This window comes from Roseicyclus amphidinii (assembly GCF_030163755.1).
Taxonomy (GTDB): domain Bacteria; phylum Pseudomonadota; class Alphaproteobacteria; order Rhodobacterales; family Rhodobacteraceae; genus Roseicyclus; species Roseicyclus amphidinii.
Map to the genome: position 1 here is coordinate 1 of NZ_JASJOE010000066.1, position 16,413 is coordinate 16,413.

At 69.6% G+C, this 16,413-nt stretch carries 16 protein-coding genes; 4 read left to right on the forward strand and 12 right to left on the reverse strand.

The annotated features are described in order from the left end of the window. Positions 1-231: 231 nt before the first annotated feature. From QQK83_RS16255 to QQK83_RS16275, 5 genes are all read right to left on the reverse strand, one after another. Positions 232-858, reverse strand: coding sequence for a class I SAM-dependent methyltransferase (locus QQK83_RS16255; protein WP_284266074.1), 627 nt, complete (start codon positions 856-858; stop codon positions 232-234). A gap of 659 nt (positions 859-1,517) precedes the next feature. Continuing rightward, complete coding sequence (locus QQK83_RS16260) at positions 1,518-3,794, reverse strand: DEAD/DEAH box helicase (RefSeq protein ID WP_284266075.1); 2,277 nt, start codon at positions 3,792-3,794, stop codon at positions 1,518-1,520. A 191-nt stretch (positions 3,795-3,985) separates the two neighbouring features. Next, positions 3,986-5,260, reverse strand: a complete 1,275-nt coding sequence (locus tag QQK83_RS16265; protein WP_284266076.1) for a PQQ-dependent sugar dehydrogenase — start codon at positions 5,258-5,260, stop codon at positions 3,986-3,988. A 212-nt stretch (positions 5,261-5,472) separates the two neighbouring features. Then, positions 5,473-5,811 carry a c-type cytochrome gene (locus QQK83_RS16270; protein ID WP_284266077.1) on the reverse strand — a complete coding sequence of 113 codons (339 nt, stop codon included), beginning with the start codon at positions 5,809-5,811 and terminating at the stop codon, positions 5,473-5,475. Positions 5,812-6,114: 303 nt separating this feature from the next. After that, on the reverse strand, positions 6,115-7,317 hold the full coding sequence (locus tag QQK83_RS16275; protein WP_284266078.1) for a pyridoxal phosphate-dependent aminotransferase: 1,203 nt from the start codon (positions 7,315-7,317) through the stop codon (positions 6,115-6,117). Positions 7,318-7,428: 111 nt separating this feature from the next. On the opposite strand from QQK83_RS16275, the gene QQK83_RS16280 reads away from it, so the two are divergent. From QQK83_RS16280 to QQK83_RS16290, 3 genes are all read left to right on the forward strand, one after another. After that, positions 7,429-7,833, forward strand: a complete 405-nt coding sequence (locus QQK83_RS16280; protein WP_284266079.1) for a helix-turn-helix domain-containing protein — start codon at positions 7,429-7,431, stop codon at positions 7,831-7,833. 5 nt (positions 7,834-7,838) lie between these two features. Then, on the forward strand, positions 7,839-8,108 hold the full coding sequence (locus tag QQK83_RS16285) for an FAD assembly factor SdhE (protein WP_417750364.1): 270 nt from the start codon (positions 7,839-7,841) through the stop codon (positions 8,106-8,108). A 90-nt stretch (positions 8,109-8,198) separates the two neighbouring features. Beyond that, positions 8,199-8,693, forward strand: coding sequence for a MarR family winged helix-turn-helix transcriptional regulator (locus QQK83_RS16290; RefSeq protein ID WP_284266081.1), 495 nt, complete (start codon positions 8,199-8,201; stop codon positions 8,691-8,693). A 625-nt stretch (positions 8,694-9,318) separates the two neighbouring features. Here the strand turns inward: QQK83_RS16290 and QQK83_RS16295 are convergent. The 7 genes from QQK83_RS16295 to QQK83_RS16325 all read right to left on the reverse strand — a co-directional run bounded on the left by QQK83_RS16295 (position 9,319) and on the right by QQK83_RS16325 (position 14,966). Continuing rightward, positions 9,319-9,915, reverse strand: coding sequence for a DsbE family thiol:disulfide interchange protein (locus QQK83_RS16295; RefSeq protein ID WP_284266082.1), 597 nt, complete (start codon positions 9,913-9,915; stop codon positions 9,319-9,321). Beyond that, positions 9,915-10,070: a heme exporter protein CcmD gene (ccmD, locus tag QQK83_RS16300; protein ID WP_284266083.1), complete on the reverse strand. Its 156-nt coding sequence runs from the start codon at positions 10,068-10,070 to the stop codon at positions 9,915-9,917. Before ccmD ends, QQK83_RS16295 begins: the two co-directional genes overlap by 1 nt. A 2-nt stretch (positions 10,071-10,072) precedes the next feature. Continuing rightward, a complete protein-coding gene (locus tag QQK83_RS16305; protein WP_284266084.1) occupies positions 10,073-10,804 on the reverse strand; it encodes a heme ABC transporter permease in 732 nt (243 codons plus the stop codon). A 55-nt stretch (positions 10,805-10,859) separates the two neighbouring features. Beyond that, positions 10,860-11,516 (reverse strand): heme exporter protein CcmB, encoded by a 657-nt coding sequence (gene ccmB / locus QQK83_RS16310; RefSeq protein WP_284266085.1) that lies wholly within the window; start codon positions 11,514-11,516, stop codon positions 10,860-10,862. After that, entirely contained in the window at positions 11,513-12,145 is a 633-nt protein-coding gene (ccmA, locus tag QQK83_RS16315; RefSeq protein ID WP_284266086.1) for a heme ABC exporter ATP-binding protein CcmA, read from the reverse strand. Before ccmA ends, ccmB begins: the two co-directional genes overlap by 4 nt. Positions 12,146-12,263: 118 nt before the next feature. Beyond that, a complete protein-coding gene (locus QQK83_RS16320; protein WP_284266087.1) occupies positions 12,264-12,974 on the reverse strand; it encodes an FkbM family methyltransferase in 711 nt (236 codons plus the stop codon). Positions 12,975-13,190: 216 nt separating this feature from the next. Continuing rightward, on the reverse strand, positions 13,191-14,966 hold the full coding sequence (locus QQK83_RS16325; protein WP_284266088.1) for an SLC13 family permease: 1,776 nt from the start codon (positions 14,964-14,966) through the stop codon (positions 13,191-13,193). 109 nt (positions 14,967-15,075) lie between these two features. Between QQK83_RS16325 and QQK83_RS16330 the strand changes: the two genes are divergently transcribed. Continuing rightward, a complete protein-coding gene (locus tag QQK83_RS16330; RefSeq protein WP_284266089.1) occupies positions 15,076-15,843 on the forward strand; it encodes a YebC/PmpR family DNA-binding transcriptional regulator in 768 nt (255 codons plus the stop codon). The last annotated feature ends 570 nt before the right edge of the window (positions 15,844-16,413 follow it).

Genomic DNA, 16,413 nt, shown 5'->3' on the forward strand with positions numbered 1-16,413 from the left:
TCGATCCACCCCTTCGCCACATCGACACCGAAAACACTTTCCATCATGATACCCCTGTTCCAGTCGCACGGGATCGGCTGCAACCGTCCCAATCAAGTGTGCAGGACACATCAATGCGGGCGGGGCTCAGGCCTGGGGACGATGTCTTCGCATCAGGATATTTACGAGCTCCCGCCCGCAATCATCCTGACACATCGCCAACGGACTGGATATTTGCGAAACGGAGAAGGATCAGCTGCGGCGCGCGACGAGAAAGCGCGAGGGTGGCCTGCGGGGCAGGTCGGCGCGGGCCTCGATGGTGAAGCCCGCGGCGGTGATCGCGCCCTCGAGGGTGCGGGGCGTGAGGAAGCGCAGCGGCGGGGCCTTGCCGAACAGGCGCAGCGCGGCGACCAGGGGCCACAGGACGCGGTAGCGGCCTCCGAGGCAGGGGGTTTTCGTGATGAGAAGCCCGCCGGGCTTCAGCAGCGCATGCGCCTCGGCCAGGGCCGCGGGCAGGTCGGGCAGCAGGTGCAGCAGGTTGAAGGCGAGCACCGCGTCGAAGGGGCCGGGGGGCAGGGAGCCGTCGCCGGGGCGGGCGTGCAGCGGGTGCAGACCGTGGGTGTCCGCGCCGCGCGCGGTTGTCAGCGCGACCATTTCGGCGGCGTCGTCGGTGGCGGTATAGGCCGCCACGCGGGGCGCGAGGCGCAGCGCGGTGGAGCCTGTGCCGCAGCCCAGTTCGAGGACGTGGTCGCCGGGGGACAGCTGGGCGGTGACGCGGGCGAGCGTCTCTTCCCAGGCCTCGGGGTTGCGCATCGGCATGGCCGCGTAGCCGCGTGCGACGCGGTTCCAGAAGGCGGCTTGGGCGGTTTCTCGGGGCATGGGCTGTCGCGGGGCGTCGGGCATGGGCGAGACTGGCGCAGGCGGCGGGGCGACGCAAGCCGGCCGCCCGTCGGCCTTGCTCTCGGTCGGCCTTGATCCGCGGTCCCGCGCCGCGGCAGCCGGACGCGCCGGGCGTGGCGAGGGACGGACCGAAGGCGGCTGCCGGGCCGGGTCTGTCTTGTGCCTGTCTTGCGGGGGTTTTCCATCGCCCGCATGAGGATGCGGCGGGGCTGCTTGCACAAGCCGGGCAGCGTCGGGCGGCCCGGTGGGATCGGGGGCCGCCTGCGCCGCGGGGGGAGCGCTCGGGCGGCTGGCGGTTCGGGGACCGGGCCGTTCTGTCGGGCCCGGTATTCGGCCCCGATGTCCCGGCATGTCCGGGGTCTTGCTGTTCAAGGCGCAGGTGCAATGAGCACAGGCAAGGGGTGAGACGGCGCCGCCTCTTCGTCAAGGCGGAGCGGTTCTGGTGCCCCGGGGTGCCAATCCCGGAGAAGCCGGCGGTCTGATGCGGAGGCTTGTGCCAATGCCCGCAAGGGGCATCCGGCCAGTCGCTCACCGCGCGAACCGTCCTCGTGATGTGGCCACGGGGCAGGGGTATAGCGCGGCGGGGTTAAGGAAGGGTGAAGGTCGCGCCCGCCGCTTTCGGCGCGGGCGCGCCGTGGTCAGCGTTTCGGCGGGGGCTTGCGCGTCGGGCGCGCCTCGGGCCCGCGTGGTTTGCCCCGTGCCGGTGCGCCGCCCGGCTTGCGCCCGGCGGAAGGCTTTCCGGGCTTGCCTTGCTTTCGACCCGGCCCGATGGGTTGGGACGGATCGAGGGCGGCGTTGCGTGGCTTGCCCTCGGGGGCAGGGGAGGCGGGTTTGCCAGCGGGGCGCTTGTCGCCGTCGGCCCGAAACTTGCCCTTGGCCTCTCCGTAGGACGGCTTTCCGGGCTTTCCGGGCTTGCGGCCGGGGCCTGCGGGTCTCGAGGGGTCGGCGGCGTCGAAGCGCGGTTTGCCATGCGGGCCGGACCCGGTGCCGGGGTGGCCGCGGTCACGGCCCTTGTCGTTGCCCTTGCCCTTGCCTTTGTCCTTGTCCCACCGCGTGTCCGGGCTGCGCCCATCGCGGTCCTTTGCCCGGTCCCATGTCTGGCCCGCGCCCTTCGGGCGTGCGGGCTTGTCGTGCTTCGGTGCCGTTTCGGAGGCTGTGTCGGGCGTCTGCGCGCGGGGCGCATCCGCGGCGCGGTCGGCGTGTTCCTCGCGTGGGGCGGGGGCCGGAGCCTCGGCAGGGGCCTGTGCGTCCCTTGCATGGGGCTTGCTCGGTGCACGTGGCGCGGGCGGCGGGCCCTTGGGCGAGGCGTCGAGGTCGGGCGCGCCGGGCAGTTCGGTCAGGCGCGCGCCCTGTTCCAGCTCCAGCGCGTCGCCCAGTTCGGCCTTCATCGCGGGAACGGCCTCGGACAGCAGTTCGATGAAGGTTTCCTGGTATTGCACGCGGATCGCGCCGATGGCGTCCTTGGACAGCCCCGCGTTGCGGCAGAGCATCGGCAGGAGCCAGCGCGGCTCGGCCCGGTCCTTGCGCCCGAGCGAGAGGGAGAACCACGTGCTCGGCCCGAAGCTTGCAGCCTCGCGCGGTTTGCGCGCGCCGGGCTCGGGGGCCTCGCCGAGGATTTCGGGGGCCGAGTTGCGCTCGCGGTAGAGGCGCAGGTAGGCGGCGGCGATCTTCTCGGGCGGCTGGGCCTGCATCAGGCGCTCGGCGAAGGCCTGTTCCTCGGGGGCGAGGGGCCGGTCCCATGCGGGATCGGTCATCAGGCGTTCCTCGTCGCGGGCGAGCACCTCGTCAGCGGAGGGGGGCGTGCCCCATTCGGCCTCGAGATTGGCGAATTTCAGCAGGCGCTGCGCCTTGGACCGCTGGCGGGCGGGCACGATCAGGACCGAGGTGCCCTTGCGCCCCGCGCGCCCCGTCCGGCCCGAGCGGTGCAGGAGCGACTCGGAATTCGTGGGCAGATCGGCGTGGATCACCAGCTCCAGCCCCGGAAGGTCGATGCCGCGGGCGGCCACGTCGGTGGCGATGCAGACCTTGGCCCGACCGTCGCGCAGCGCCTGCAGGGCATGGGTGCGCTCGGTCTGGCTGAGTTCCCCCGAAAGGGCGACGACCGAGAAATTCCGGTTCGAGAACTTGGCCACGAGGCGGGCCACCATCGCGCGGGTGTTGGCGAAGATGATCGCGGTCTGCGGGTCGTGGTAGCGCAGAAGGTTGATGATCGCCTTCTCGATGTCCGAGGGCGCGACGGTCAGCGCCACGTAGGCGATGTCGCTGTGTTGGCTGTCCTTGTCGCCGACCTCGATCCGGCGGGTGTCGGGCTTCTGGTAGGTCTGGGCGAGCTTGGCGATGCCGCGCGGCACGGTGGCCGAGAAGAGCAGCGTCCGGCGCTCCGCGGGCGTGTGGTCGAGGATGAACTCGAGGTCTTCGGCAAAGCCCATGTCGAGCATCTCGTCGGCCTCGTCGAGGACGACGGCCTTGAGATCGGACAGGTCGATCACCCCGCGCCCGACATGGTCGCGCAAGCGGCCCGGCGTGGCGACGACGACATGCGCGCCCCGCTCGAGCGCGCGGCGCTCGGTGCGGGTGTCCATGCCGCCTACGGCGGAGGCGGTGACGATGCCCGCTTCGGCAAACAGCCAGTCGAACTCGCGCTGGACCTGCATGGCCAGCTCGCGCGTGGGCGCGATGACGAGGGCGAGGGGCGTCGCGGGGCGGTCGAAGCGGCCTTCGGCGTCGAGCAGGTCGGCGGCGAGCGCCAGCGCGAAGCCGACGGTCTTGCCCGAGCCGGTCTGCGCCGAGACCAGCAGGTCGAGACCGGCGAGATCGGGCGCGGTCACCGCCTGTTGGACCGGCGTGGGGGCGCTGTAGCCCTTGGCGGCCAGCGCCCTCGAAAGCGTGTCGGGGAGGCCCGAGAAATCCTGCATGCATCACCTGGAAGGAAGGGAAGCCCCGGCCATAAGCCTGTTGGGGCCCTTTGTATAGGGTGCAGGCGTCGCACGGGCGCGCGGTGTGGGGCGGCGGGGTTGGGGGGAATGGGGCGGCGGCGGGCGGTGATCGGGCCGCGGGGCCGGGGTGGGCTGCGCCGCCCGCGAGAGCAGCGCAGCCCGGTATCCGATCAGGGCTCGAGGCGGTGGATCGTGCCTGCGTCCTGCGCGACGTAGAGCGCGCCGTCAGGGCCGGTCACGACCGAGCGGAAGCGGCCCGAGGGGATCGGCAGGGTCATCTCGGTGACATCGACGACGGCCGAGAGGTCGTCGTTGAACTCGATCACGTCGATGCGCTGGCCGATCGGCGTGCCGCCAAAGCCGATGCCCATGATGCCCACGACCATCGCGCCATCCCAGGAGCCCCACTGGCTGCCCTGAAGGAAGGCCGCCGAACCGGTGCCCTGCGACCAGCCGTTGTTGTCCCACACCGGCATCATGACATCCTCGAAGCGGGTGTCGGTCATCGGCATGTAGGCGCGGCGCTCGTAACGGTCCATGCCCTCGAACTGCAGCGGTTCATAGCCGCAATAGTTGGAGGGGCAATCGCCGCGGCCCGCGGTGTTCGGCGCCGGGTCCCAGCCGCCGTTGCCGCCGTTCACCAGCACCGTGATCTCGTCCGAGTGCCAGGGGCCATGCTCGGCGATCACCGCCGCACCGGTGTCGGGGTCGAAGGCGATGCCCTGCACGTTGCGGTGGCCGTAGGTGTAGATGCGGCTGTCGAAGCCCTCGGGCGGGGCGTTCTCGGGATGCGCGTTGCCGTCGGTGTCGATGCGCAGCACCTTGCCCCCCAGCGCGGTCCCGCTTTGCGGCACGGTTCCGCCATGGGTGTCGCCTGTCGTGACCCAGAGGAAGCCCTCGGGCCCGAAGCGGATACGGCCGCCGTTATGGGCGCCGGGGCCGCCGAAGGGCTGGTCGCTGGCCTCGGGCTTGTAGGGGATGTCGGTCACGATGTCGGTGCGATCCGAGACGGCGGTGAAATCCTCGTTCACCACCATGCGCAGCACGCGGTTGGTGCCCGGTGCGGTCATGCTCGAGGTCGAGTAGACGTAGATCAGGCGGTTCTCGTCGAAATTCGGGTCGAGCACCACGCCCTGCATCCCGGCCTGGCCTTCGCAGAACAGGTCATCGGCGGTGCTGGCGTAGCCTTCGGTTCCGGTCATGCCGAGCAGGTGATTGACCTCGCCGGTGGGCATGCGCACGGACAGGCCGTGGCATTTCTCGGTGAAGAACATGGTGCCGGTTTCGTGGATCGCCATGTCCCAGGGGCTTTGCAGCCCGGTCAGGATCGTATCGGCCCGCATGGACGTGGCATTCGTGTTCGCGCTTGCCGTGGTGCCCAGCAGCAATGCGGCCACGCCGATTGCGCCGGCGCGGGACAGGGCCCCGCCGAAAGTGGTCTTCATCACGCTTTCCTCCCTTGCGTAATATGCGCGGTTTTGCCGCGCATGCACCGAACGATAGTTCGAAAAATTCGCCGAGCAAGGGGTGAAATTATTGTTGGGTGCTGCTTTTCCGGGGTGACGGGCGAGCGGCGGCTGCACCCTTTCGGACACACCGAAAGAGCCCCCCGGCAGAGGCTTTGCCGGGGAGCTTTCGGACCGCAATCCTGCGGAAATCAGTTGAAGCGCGCCTCGATATAGGCGGCGAGATTGGCGATGTCCGCGTCGGACAGATCAGCGGCGAGAGACATCATGATCGCCGAGTTGGGCCCCACCATCTCGCGCGCGCGGTAGGTCTCGAGCTTTTCGGTGATATAGGCCGCGTCGCGGCCCTGGATGCCCGGAAAACTCGCCATGCCTTGCCCGGCATTGCCGTGGCAGTTCACGCAATTCATCGCGTAGCGGCTTGCGCCCGCGTCCACGTCTCCCGCCTGAGCGGCGGTCTCGGCCTGCGCGACGGCCCCGCTACACACGACAACAAAAGCGCCCGCAAGGGCGGCCTTGATCCTGTTCATGATGTCTTTCCTCCCAGTCGACTCCTCCCGTCGACGAGAGTGGACCTTAGGTGGCGGTGAGGGCTTGTCAATTCCGCGCGCGGTGCCGGAGCGAAGCGGCGACCGCGCCGTTGGACCGGAGGGACCGAGAGGGACCGAGAGGGACCGAGAGGGACCGAGAGGGATCGGGCGGCCGCGCACGGCACAGCGGCCCGAACGTGCAGCGGCCCGAGAACGCAGCGGCGGACGCACCCCCCTTTTGTCTTCGGGGGGGCGCCCGCGGCCTCGGCCGGGCCTCGAGGCCCGGCGGTTGGGGTCGTTTGCTCAGCTGAGGGCGGCGCAGAACCGCTGGATGCGGGTGCAGGCCTCGCGCAGGTTCTCGTCCGAGGTGGCGTAGCTGATGCGGAAGGCGGGCGAGAGGCCGAAGGCCCCGCCGAAGACCACCGCGACGCCCGTATCCTCGAGCAGCGCCTTGGCGAAGGTCTCGTCGGTGTCGATCACAACGCCCGACGGCGTGGTCTTGCCGATCAGCCCGGTGATCGTGGGATAGACGTAGAAGGCGCCTTCGGGGACCGGGCAGGTCACGCCCTCGATCTCGGACAGCATCCCCACCACAAGGTCGCGGCGGCGTTTGAACATCTCGTTGTTGGTGGCGATGTAATCCTGCGGGCCGTTCAGCGCCTCGACCGCGGCCCATTGGCTGACCGAACAGGGGTTCGAGGTCGATTGCGACTGGATCTTGCGCATCGCCTTGATCAGCTCTTCCGGGCCCGCGGCATAGCCGATGCGCCAGCCGGTCATGGCATAGGCCTTGGACACGCCGTTGCAGGTGAGCGTGCGGTCGTAAAGGCCCGGCTCGACCTGCGCGGGAGTGGCGAAGACGTAATCGTCGTAGACGAGGTGTTCATACATGTCGTCGGTCATCACCCAGACATGCGGGTGACGCATCAGGACATCGGTCAGGCCCTTCAGCTCGTCCGCGGTGTAGCCCGCGCCGGTGGGGTTGGAGGGCGAGTTGAAAATGAACCACTTGGTCTTCGGCGTGATCGCGGCCTCCAGATCGGCGGGGGTGATCTTGTAGCCGTTCTGGCTCGGCCCTTCGACGAAGACGGGCTCGCCGCCCGCGAGAAGCACCATGTCGGGATAGCTGACCCAGTAGGGCGCGGGGATGATCACCTCGTCGCCGGGGTTGAGGGTGGCCATCAGGGCGTTATACAGGATCTGCTTGCCGCCGGTGCCGACCGAGACCTGCGCGGGCGTGTAGGCAAGGCCGTTGTCGCGCTGGAGCTTGGCGCAGATCGCCTGTTTCAGTTCGGGGATGCCGTCGACGGCGGTATACTTGGTCTTGCCCGCGTCGATCGCGGCCTTGGCGGCATCCTTGATGTTCTGCGGCGTGTCGAAGTCGGGCTCGCCCGCGCCGAGGCCGATGACATCCTTGCCCTGCGCCTTGAGCTCGGCCGCGAGGTTCGAGACGGCGATGGTGGGCGAGGGCTTCACGCGGGAGAGCGTGTCGGAAAGGAAGGGCATCGGGTCGCTCCGGTTTGGGCCGGACAGCGCGTCATGGTGTCCGGTGACGATGAGATCGGCCCACCATTAGGATGCGGCCACGGCGCGATCAAGCCGGGAGAGGATGGAACGATGGACGCAGATGTGAACGAGGGACCGGGCTGGTACGATCCGGAGGCGACCACCTTCGGCGACCGGATGACCGGCGCGCGCGAGGCCAGCGGCTTCAGCCAGGCGGAACTGGCGCGGCGGCTGGGGGTCAAGGTCAAGACGATCCGGGCCTGGGAAAACGACCAGTCCGAGCCGCGGGCCAACAAGCTGCAGATGCTGGCGGGCATGCTGGGCGTGTCGATCATGTGGCTTCTGTCGGGGGCGGGCGACGGGCTGGACGGACCCGAGGACCGGACGGAACTGTCCGAGGACCTGGCCGAGCTGCTCAAGGAGCTGCGGCGGATCAAGGTCGACCAGGCGCGCATGTCCGAACGGATGGGGCGGCTGGAAAAGCGGCTGCGCCTTGCGCTGAGCCAGGGGGTATGACCGGCATGGAGACGCGCGAGACCCGGCTGAAACGGATGCGGATGCGGGCCTGGCACCGCGGGATCAAGGAGATGGACCTGATCCTGGGCGGCTGGGCGGACCGGAACCTTGCCGATGCGGATGACGCCACGCTCGACGCTTTCGAGACCGTGCTGGCCGAGGCCGACCACGACCTCTACCAATGGGTGTCCGGGCAGGCCGAGGCGCCCGAGGGGCTGCGCCCCTTCGTCGGGCTGCTGCAGGAGGAGCTGAAGGGGCACGAGGTGGGCCGCTGACGGCCTTGGGCTGACGGGCTGCCGCGTTAACCCGATCTTTGCGAATCCGGGTCATTGAGGGTGTCGCCACCCCAAGATGCGGAGCAGATGATGAGCATGCACGCCCCCGACGCGACGACCCGGCCCGGTTTCCTGGCCGGGTATCTCGACAGCCTGTCGATGGTGGAGCGGCTGCACCGGCTTCTGCTCGACGTGATCAAGGATGAATTCGAGCGGTTGAACATCCTCGACATCAACGCGGTGCAGGCGCTGATGCTGTTCAACATCGGCGAGAACGAGGTGACGGCGGGCGAGCTGAAATCGCGCGGCTACTATCAGGGCTCGAATGTCTCCTACAATCTCAAGAAGCTGGTCGAGACCGGCTACATGCACCACCAGCGCTGCGAGATCGACCGCCGCTCGGTCCGGGTTCGGCTGACCGGCAAGGGCCGCCACGTCCGCGACACGGTCGCGGCCCTGTTCGCGCGCCACGCCGCCGGGCTGGAGACGCAGGGCGTGCTGAACACCGACGGGCTGGACCGGGTGAACCACTCGCTGCGGCGGATCGAGCGGTTCTGGTCGGACCAGATCAGGTATATCTACTGAGGCGCGCATGCGCCGGGGCGCGCGGCCGGGCAAACCTCTTGCAAGAGGTTTGCGCACGCCCTTGCAAGGGCGTGAGCAGAGCCTTGCAAGGCTCTGGACAAGGCCCTTGCAAGGGCCTTGCGCGCGCGGGTCAGGCCGGGTGGTCCCGGCAGGTCGAGGCCTTGCGCATGGGGCCGGTGCCGCGCCCCGTAGCGGGTGGGCCCGGTGCAGCACCCCGTATCTGGCGCTGGGCCGGGGCATGCTGTGCCGTGAAAAGAGCAGGGAGCCTGGCTCCCGCGGGACGGCGCGATGTGCCTGCGCGGTGCTGCTGCGCGAAGTCACTGTGTGAAGTCTCTGCGCGAAGCCACTGCGCGAAGCCACTGTGTGAAGTCATTGTGCGAAGCCACTGTGTGAAGTCTCTGCGCGAAGCCACTGTGCGAAGTCTCTGCGCGCTGCGTCAGGAAGCGTCGCGGTCCTTCGCGGTCAGGTGATGCGCGTCAGGGGTGTGGCCGTGAGGCCCGGATGCGTATTGTGGATGCGCCCGCAGCGATGGCCCGGCCTGGCGCAGAGGTCGCGGGCCGGTTCCCGTGGTCTGTGCCGCGGCCTGGGTGTCAGGCTCTGGCGCATCCCGCCCGGCGGTGGCCGCTCAGTTCGTCCCTGCCGCCTCGCCCGGCAGGAGCGGCAGATCGTGCCCCGCCTCCGCCAGGGCCGGGCGGATCTGGTTCCGCACGGCTCGTTCGGTCACGGGCCCGCGGAAATGCAGGACCACCGTGCCGGTGTCGTCGATGAAGAAGGTCTCCGGCATCGCCACCACGCCCCAATCCGCGCCGTTGCGCGCCTGCTCGTCGCGGCCGATGCGGTCGTAGGGGTTGCCCAGCTCGCCGAGAAAGCTCAGCGCCTGGTCGATGCGGTCGCGGTAGTTCACGCCGTAGAGCGGAACGCCCGCCTCGGCCATGGCGGTCAGCGTCGGATGCTCGGCCCGGCAGGGCGGGCACCAGCTGGCGAAGAAGTTCACGACGACGAGCCCGTTGCCCTCGAGATCGGCGCGCGTCAGCAGCGCGGTGTCGGCCAGTGGCTGCAAGGACAGGTCGGGCGCGGCGCGCCCCTGCTGGGCCGAGGGCAGGGCCTGGGTGTCGACGCCCTGTTGCAGGGCGTTCTGGTTGTTCGACAGCTGGTAGGCGGCGACGCCGAAAAAGCCCACGGTCAGGGCCAGCGGGATCACCATGAGCCAGTTGAATTTCATCAGCTGCGCCCCCGGCGCGTCTCGACCTCTTCCAGGCGCGCGCGGACGCGGCGCGCCTTCCAGATCGAGGCCGCGACCACGGCGATCAAAAGGCCGAGAGACACGGCATAGGAGGACAGCACCGGCACCGCGTAGGTTCCGAGATCGGGCATCATGCTCAGGCCATCCTTTCCTGCGCGATCAGCGCCTTGAGGCGGCGGGCGCGGATCTCGGTCCGGGTGCGGTAGAGCACCAGCGCGATGAACAGGAACCCGAAACCCGCCAGCGTGATGACGAGCGGATACCAGTAGACATTCGAGATGTTCTGCTCGGCGTCGAGCGACAGGGTCGCGCCCTGGTGCAGCCCCTGGTTCCAGAACAGGAGCGCATAGCGCGAGATCACCGCGAAGACCGAACCGACGAGGCAGAGGACCGAGGTGAGATCGGCCGCCGAATCCGGGTTCTCGATCGCCTCCCACAGCGCCATGTAGCCGAGGTAGAACAGGAACAGGATCAGGAAGGAGGTCAGCCGCGGGTCCCATTCCCACCAGGTGCCCCACATCGGCTGCCCCCAGAGCGCGCCGGTGGCCAGCGCGATGACGGTGAAGACCACGCCCACGGGCGCGGCCGCCTTGGCGGCAAGCACCGAGACATGGTGGCGGCGGATCACCCAGATGATCGAGGTGACCAGCATCATGAACCACGCGTTCACCGCCATGATCGCGGCCGGCACGTGGACGTAGATGATCTTGACCGTGGACCCCTGGCGGAAATCGTCGGGGGTGAAGAAGAACCCCCAGACAAGGCCCGTGACAAGGCACAGCGCCGCGATCCCCGCCGTCCAGGGCAGGAGAAAGGCGGAGGTCGCCATGAATTTCCGCGGATTGGCATATTCCCAGAGCGATGACATGGCGGGAACTTAGAAGGGGATGTTGGCGCTCACAATGGGGCAGTCGGGCGCGGGCCTAGCGCAGATTGACGCGGAGGGCGGCGGCGGCGGCGAAGGGCAGAAGCGCGAGGGACCCCGCGGTGATGCCCGCGACCAGCACGAGCGGCGTGGCCGCGTCCTGCCCCTCGGTGGCGCGGCTGACGCAGAGCGCGCCGAAGATCAGCGTGGGCATGTAGAGCGGCAGCACCAGCAGCGACAGCAGGAGACCGCCGCGCTTGATCCCCACCGTCAGCGCCGCGCCGAAGGTGCCGATGGCCGACAGCGCGGGCGTGCCGAGTGCGAGCGAGGCGACAAGCCAGGGATAGGCTGCGCCGGGCAGGTTGAGCAGCAGGCCGAGCACCGGCGCGGCCGCCACCAGCGGCAGGCCGGTGGTGATCCAGTGGGCCAGCGCCTTCATCGCGGCCAGCCCCTCGAGCGGCACGGGCGAGGTGGCGACGAGGTCGAGGGTTCCGTCCTCCCAGTCGAGCTGGAAGATGCGGTCGAGCGACAGCAGGCACGCCAGAAGCGCGCCGAGCCACAGGATGCCCGGCGCGATCTCGGCCAAGATCTGCGTTTGCGGGCCGACGCCGAAGGGCACCAGCGTGGTGAAGATCAGGAAGAAGGCCAGCGACAGGCCGAAGCCGCCGCCCGCGCGGATCGCAAGGGTCAGGTCGCGTTTCAGAAGGCCGATCATGCGGCCCCCTCGGCGAAGCTGTCGCCGAACGGGTCCGAGGCCGCGATGCGCTTGGCGACGAAGGGGGTGATGTCGAGCGTTTCGGCCTCGGGCAGGCCGAGGTCGATGTGGGTGGCGATGACCGCGCTGCCGCCGCGGGCCAGGTGCGCCTTCACCGCCGCCGCGAAGCGGGCGACATTCTCGGTGTCGAGCGAAACGGTGGGCTCATCGAGGCACCAGACGGGCCGACCGGTGACCAGCAGCCGCGCCAGCGACAGGCGGCGTTTCTGGCCCGCCGACATCTCGCCCGCCCGGCGCTGCAGGAGGGGCGCGAGGTGGAAGGCCTCGATCGCCGGGGCAGGGTCACGGGTGCCGAAGACCGAGGCCCAGAACGCCAGGTTCTCCTCGACGGTGAGGGCGGCTTTCAGACCGTCGGCATGGGCGGCATAGGCGATGGACTCGGGCTCGGCCTCGATGCGGCCGGCCAGCGGCGGGGTCAGGCCCGCGAGCGTGCGCAGGAGCGTCGTCTTGCCCGCCCCGTTGGGGCCCCGCAGGATCAGCGCGCGGCCCGCGGCGACCGAGAAGGTCACGCCGGACAGGATCTGCGCAGGCCCGCGGGCGCAGGCGAGGTCGGTGACGCTCAGGTTCATGGCCCGGATCGGTAGCCGATTGGTCGGCAAAGGGGAAGCGCGGCAGATCGCGCCAGCGGCGCGGATGGGGGCGGCCGGGGTGCGGCTGGGGTGCAGCGCGGGGCAGGGGGTGCGGGCCTCAGAAATAGACCGGTTTCTCGAACACCTTGTGCGTCAGGGGCAGGAAGTAGAGGTCGACCTGCCACAGGCACTTGTCGCCGGGCCGCCACATCGGATCGGAGAAATCGGCGACGCCGAAGCCCCGTTCGCGCATCAGGGCGACCATCTCGTCGAACAGGAGCGCCTCGGAGGCGATGCGGAACATGTAGGTTTCGATGATCACCAGCGTGGCCTTGGACAGGATGTCGGCCGCGCCGTCGAGGATCGGCACCTCGTGCCCGTGGGTGTCCAGTTTCAGGCAGTAGGGGCCGGGCAGACCGCGGTCCGCGACAAGCTCGTCGAGGGCCACCGCGGGCACCTCGAGCGCGCCCGCGGCGTCATCGGGGGCGGCCTTGCCGCCGAACGGGTCGCGGCCGTCGAAGCGGATCGTGCCGGTCCTGTCGGTGGCGGCCGCGATCTCGAACTGCGTGTCGGGGTGGGCTGCGCAATAGGCGACCAGCGCCTCGCGGTGACCCTCGTTCGCCTCGACCAGCAGGTAATTCCCGGCCCCGAGGTAATGCCGCGCCTCGGCGGACCAGCGCCCGTCCGACGCGCCGACGTCGATCAGGGTGCCGATCTCGACCCCGCGCGAGGCGATGCGCTTGAGCGCGGCCTGCGGGCGGGTGCGCTTGCGCTCGGCGACGGCGCGTTTCCAGGTCTTGGGGAACAGGTCTTTGAGGCGAAAGGACATGGCGGGCTCGATCCGGTTCAAGGGCTGGTGGCGTTGCGGGCGCAAGGCTGTCCCGCCCCTTGGGCTTGCGCGCGTCTGGGAGCGTCGCCCGGCCGGAGCGGTGGCAGCGCCGCCCGGCTTGCCGTCTCGGGCGGACGATGGCCCAAGCGCGCCCTGCGGGCAAACCTTTTCGCGGCGCGGGGTGTCCCGAGCAGGCTGTGCCGTGTGCCCGTCCGCTCAGAGCGGCCAGACGATCAGCAGCATCGGCACCGAGACGGCGACGATGAGGATCTCGAGCGGCAGCCCCATGCGCCAGTAATCGCCGAAGCGGTAGCCGCCGGGGCCGAGGATGAGCGTGTTGTTCTGGTGCCCGATGGGCGTGAGAAAGGCCGCCGAGGCCGCGATGGCGACCGCCATGAGGAACGGGTCGGGCGAGACGCCGAGACTTTGGGCGATGGCGATGCCCACGGGGGCGGCGACGATGGCGGTGGCGTTGTTGTTGATCACGTCCGAGAGCGTCATGGTCACGACCATGAGGATCGTCAGCGTGGCCCAGACCGGCAGCCCCTCGGTCAGCGCGACCAGCGCCCCCGCGATCAGCGCGGTGCCGCCCGAGCTGTCCAGCGCCGCCCCCAGCGGGATCATCGAGCCCAGCAGCACGATCACCGGCCACGCGACATGGTCGTAGATCTCGGACAGCGGCAGGATGCGCGCCAGTGCGTAGCCCACCACCACCAGCCCCAGCGCGACGGGCAGATCCAGCAGCCCGGCCGAGGCCAGCGCGACCGCGCCCGCGAACAGCGCGATGGCGCCCCATGTCTTGTGGTCCTGCGTGACGGCGAGGCCGCGGTCGGCCAGGGTCAGGCCGCCGATCCACTCGGCCACCTCCTCGGCGCTGTCGGCGGGCGCGAGGATCAGCAGGATGTCGCCCGGCTGCACCACCTCGCGGCGCAGCCGCCGGGTGATGCGGCGGCCCTTGCGCGACAGCCCCACGATGACGCTGGACTTGCGCCAGCCCAGCCCGATGGCCTGCGCCGAGCGGCCCGCGATGCGCGCGCCCTCGGGGATGGCGACCTCGAGCAGCGCGGCGCTGTCGGCGAGCGCATCGGCGGCCGGGCTGCCGTCTTCCAGCATCTTCAGGCCGAGGGTCGAGCGGAACTCGTCCAGCGCCTCGGGCTCGGCCTCGACCACGAGGATGTCGCGCGCGGCGATCTTCAGGCTCTTGCGCGCGCCGAGGCGGCCTTGCCCCTCGCGGGTGATGCCGAGCAGCGAGACGCCGGCCTCCTCCGCGGGGTCCAGCAGGTCGCGCAGCGCGGTGCCGACCAGCTTGTGATCGGCGGGCACGGCCAGTTCGGCGATATAGGGGGCGATGGACTTGATCCCGTCCGCCGCCAGCCCGCTGTCGCGGTCGGGGATCAGCCGCCAGCCGACCAGGGCGACGAAGGCGATGCCCGCAGCCGCCGCGACGAGACCCACGGGGGTGAAGTCGAACATGGCGAAAGGCGCGCCGAGCGCATCCTCGCGGATCGTGGCGACGATGATGTTGGGCGGCGTGCCGATCAGCGTGATCATCCCGCCCAGGATGGTGGCGAAGGAGAGCGGCATCAGCGACAGGCCGGGGCTGCGCCGCGCCTTGCGCGCGGTGGCGATGTCGACGGGCATCAGCAGCGCCAGCGCCGCGACATTGTTCATGAAGGCCGAGAGCACGCCGCCGACGCCGCCCATGATGGCGATATGCGTGCCGAGACCGCGGGCGCTGTCGATCAGCGTGCGGGTGACGAGATGCACCGCCCCCGATCGCACGAGCCCCGCCGAAACGATCAGCACCAGCGCCACGACCAGCGTGGCCGGGTGGCCGAAGCCCGAGAAGGCCTCGGAGGCGGGCACGACACCCAGCACCACCCCGGCCAGCAGGGCCGAGAAGGCCACGAGGTCATAGCGCACCCGCCCCCAGAGCAGCAGGGCGAAGACCGTGCCGAACAGCGCGAAAAGCGTGATCTGCTCCTGTGTCATGGTTTGACCATAGGGGCGATGGCGGCGCGGCGAAACCCGGCCCGCTTGCCCATGCCCCGCCGCATGCGCTATGGAGCGCCCGATCAGGACATCACACGTCGAGGGACCCATGGCCGGCCATTCCAAATGGGCGAATATCCAGCACCGCAAGGGGCGCCAGGACAAGATCCGCGCCAAGCTGTTTTCCAAGATGGCGAAGGAGATCACCGTCGCCGCCAAGATGGGCGACCCCGACCCCGACAAGAACCCGCGGCTGCGGCTTGCGGTGAAGGAAGCCAAGTCCAACTCGGTCCCCAAGGACGTGATCGAGCGCGCGATCAAGAAGGCGATCGGCGGCGAGGGCGAGAATTACGAGGAAATCCGCTACGAGGGCTACGGGCCGAACGGGGTCGCCGTGATCGTCGAGGCGATGACCGACAACCGCAACCGCACCGCCTCGACCGTGCGGTCGACCTTCGGCAAGCATGGCGGCAACCTGGGCGAGACGGGCTCGGTCGCCTTCATGTTCGAACGCAAGGGGCAGGTGGTCTACCCGCTTGCAGTGGGCGACAGCGACACGGTGATGATGGCCGCGATCGAGGCCGGGGCCGAGGATGTCGAGACCAACGCCGGTGACGGCGACGAGGATCCGGGCAGCCACGTGATCTGGTGCGCGGACACCGACCTCGGCGAGGTGTCGTCCGCGCTGGAGGGGGAACTGGGCGAGTCGACCTCGACCAAGCTGGTGTGGCGGCCCACGACCACGACCGAGCTGGGGCTGGAGGATGCCGAGAAGCTGATGAAGCTGATCGAGGCGCTGGAAGATGACGACGACGTGCAGACCGTCACCGCCAATTTCGAGATCTCGGACGAGGTGATGGCGAAGCTTTCGGCCTGACGGGCCGATCTGCCGGGCTTTGTGACAGGACATGATACGCGTCTGCCCCGCCGGTGATCCGGCCGGGGCAGAGCGCCCCCCACTCTCCCTCCTGCCGCCGACCCGGACCGGGGCATGCGGAGCCGGATCGAGACCGCCCCCCCATCACATGACGCGCCGCACGCCCGGACGCCATTGGCCGCGGCGGCCCCGCTGCCGGCGGTCCGATCGAGCCGAGTCTTTCGGGCGCTGCGATTCCCCTTCCCGATTGTCCTTCATGCTGCGCCCGCCACGCCCTGCGCAGCAACTGCCCCGGCCGTTGCAGCTGCGCTGCCCGTGACGCGGACAGACGGATCTGGGCGTGTCAGGGTGCTGATATCCAACGTTTCTTCAAGATGAGCAGGGCAGGGGAGGGGCGCGGAGGAGGGCGGGTGCGGGCCAGTTTGGATGGCCGGAGCAATTATTGTCACCAATCTGCAAAAAAGCACTTGCGGGTGTCGTGAGGTATCCGTAGAAGCCCCTTCACCGGCGGCGCTGAGGCGCGGCGGGGCGCTGGACGGGGTCGCGGTTTACGGATCGTGACGCGGATGG

Excerpts from the sequence above, each read along its gene's own strand:
- QQK83_RS16255 (WP_284266074.1), bottom strand. The coding sequence starts at position 858 with ATGCCCCGAGAAACCGCCCAAGCCGCCTTCTGGAACCGCGTCGCACGC.
- QQK83_RS16260 (WP_284266075.1), bottom strand. The coding sequence starts at position 3,794 with ATGCAGGATTTCTCGGGCCTCCCCGACACGCTTTCGAGGGCGCTGGCC.
- QQK83_RS16265 (WP_284266076.1), bottom strand. The coding sequence starts at position 5,260 with ATGAAGACCACTTTCGGCGGGGCCCTGTCCCGCGCCGGCGCAATCGGC.
- QQK83_RS16270 (WP_284266077.1), bottom strand. The coding sequence starts at position 5,811 with ATGAACAGGATCAAGGCCGCCCTTGCGGGCGCTTTTGTTGTCGTGTGT.
- QQK83_RS16275 (WP_284266078.1), bottom strand. The coding sequence starts at position 7,317 with ATGCCCTTCCTTTCCGACACGCTCTCCCGCGTGAAGCCCTCGCCCACC.
- QQK83_RS16280 (WP_284266079.1), top strand. The coding sequence starts at position 7,429 with ATGGACGCAGATGTGAACGAGGGACCGGGCTGGTACGATCCGGAGGCG.
- QQK83_RS16285 (WP_417750364.1), top strand. The coding sequence starts at position 7,839 with ATGGAGACGCGCGAGACCCGGCTGAAACGGATGCGGATGCGGGCCTGG.
- QQK83_RS16290 (WP_284266081.1), top strand. The coding sequence starts at position 8,199 with ATGAGCATGCACGCCCCCGACGCGACGACCCGGCCCGGTTTCCTGGCC.
- QQK83_RS16295 (WP_284266082.1), bottom strand. The coding sequence starts at position 9,915 with ATGAAATTCAACTGGCTCATGGTGATCCCGCTGGCCCTGACCGTGGGC.
- ccmD (WP_284266083.1), bottom strand. The coding sequence starts at position 10,070 with ATGATGCCCGATCTCGGAACCTACGCGGTGCCGGTGCTGTCCTCCTAT.
- QQK83_RS16305 (WP_284266084.1), bottom strand. The coding sequence starts at position 10,804 with ATGTCATCGCTCTGGGAATATGCCAATCCGCGGAAATTCATGGCGACC.
- ccmB (WP_284266085.1), bottom strand. The coding sequence starts at position 11,516 with ATGATCGGCCTTCTGAAACGCGACCTGACCCTTGCGATCCGCGCGGGC.
- ccmA (WP_284266086.1), bottom strand. The coding sequence starts at position 12,145 with ATGAACCTGAGCGTCACCGACCTCGCCTGCGCCCGCGGGCCTGCGCAG.
- QQK83_RS16320 (WP_284266087.1), bottom strand. The coding sequence starts at position 12,974 with ATGTCCTTTCGCCTCAAAGACCTGTTCCCCAAGACCTGGAAACGCGCC.
- QQK83_RS16325 (WP_284266088.1), bottom strand. The coding sequence starts at position 14,966 with ATGACACAGGAGCAGATCACGCTTTTCGCGCTGTTCGGCACGGTCTTC.
- QQK83_RS16330 (WP_284266089.1), top strand. The coding sequence starts at position 15,076 with ATGGCCGGCCATTCCAAATGGGCGAATATCCAGCACCGCAAGGGGCGC.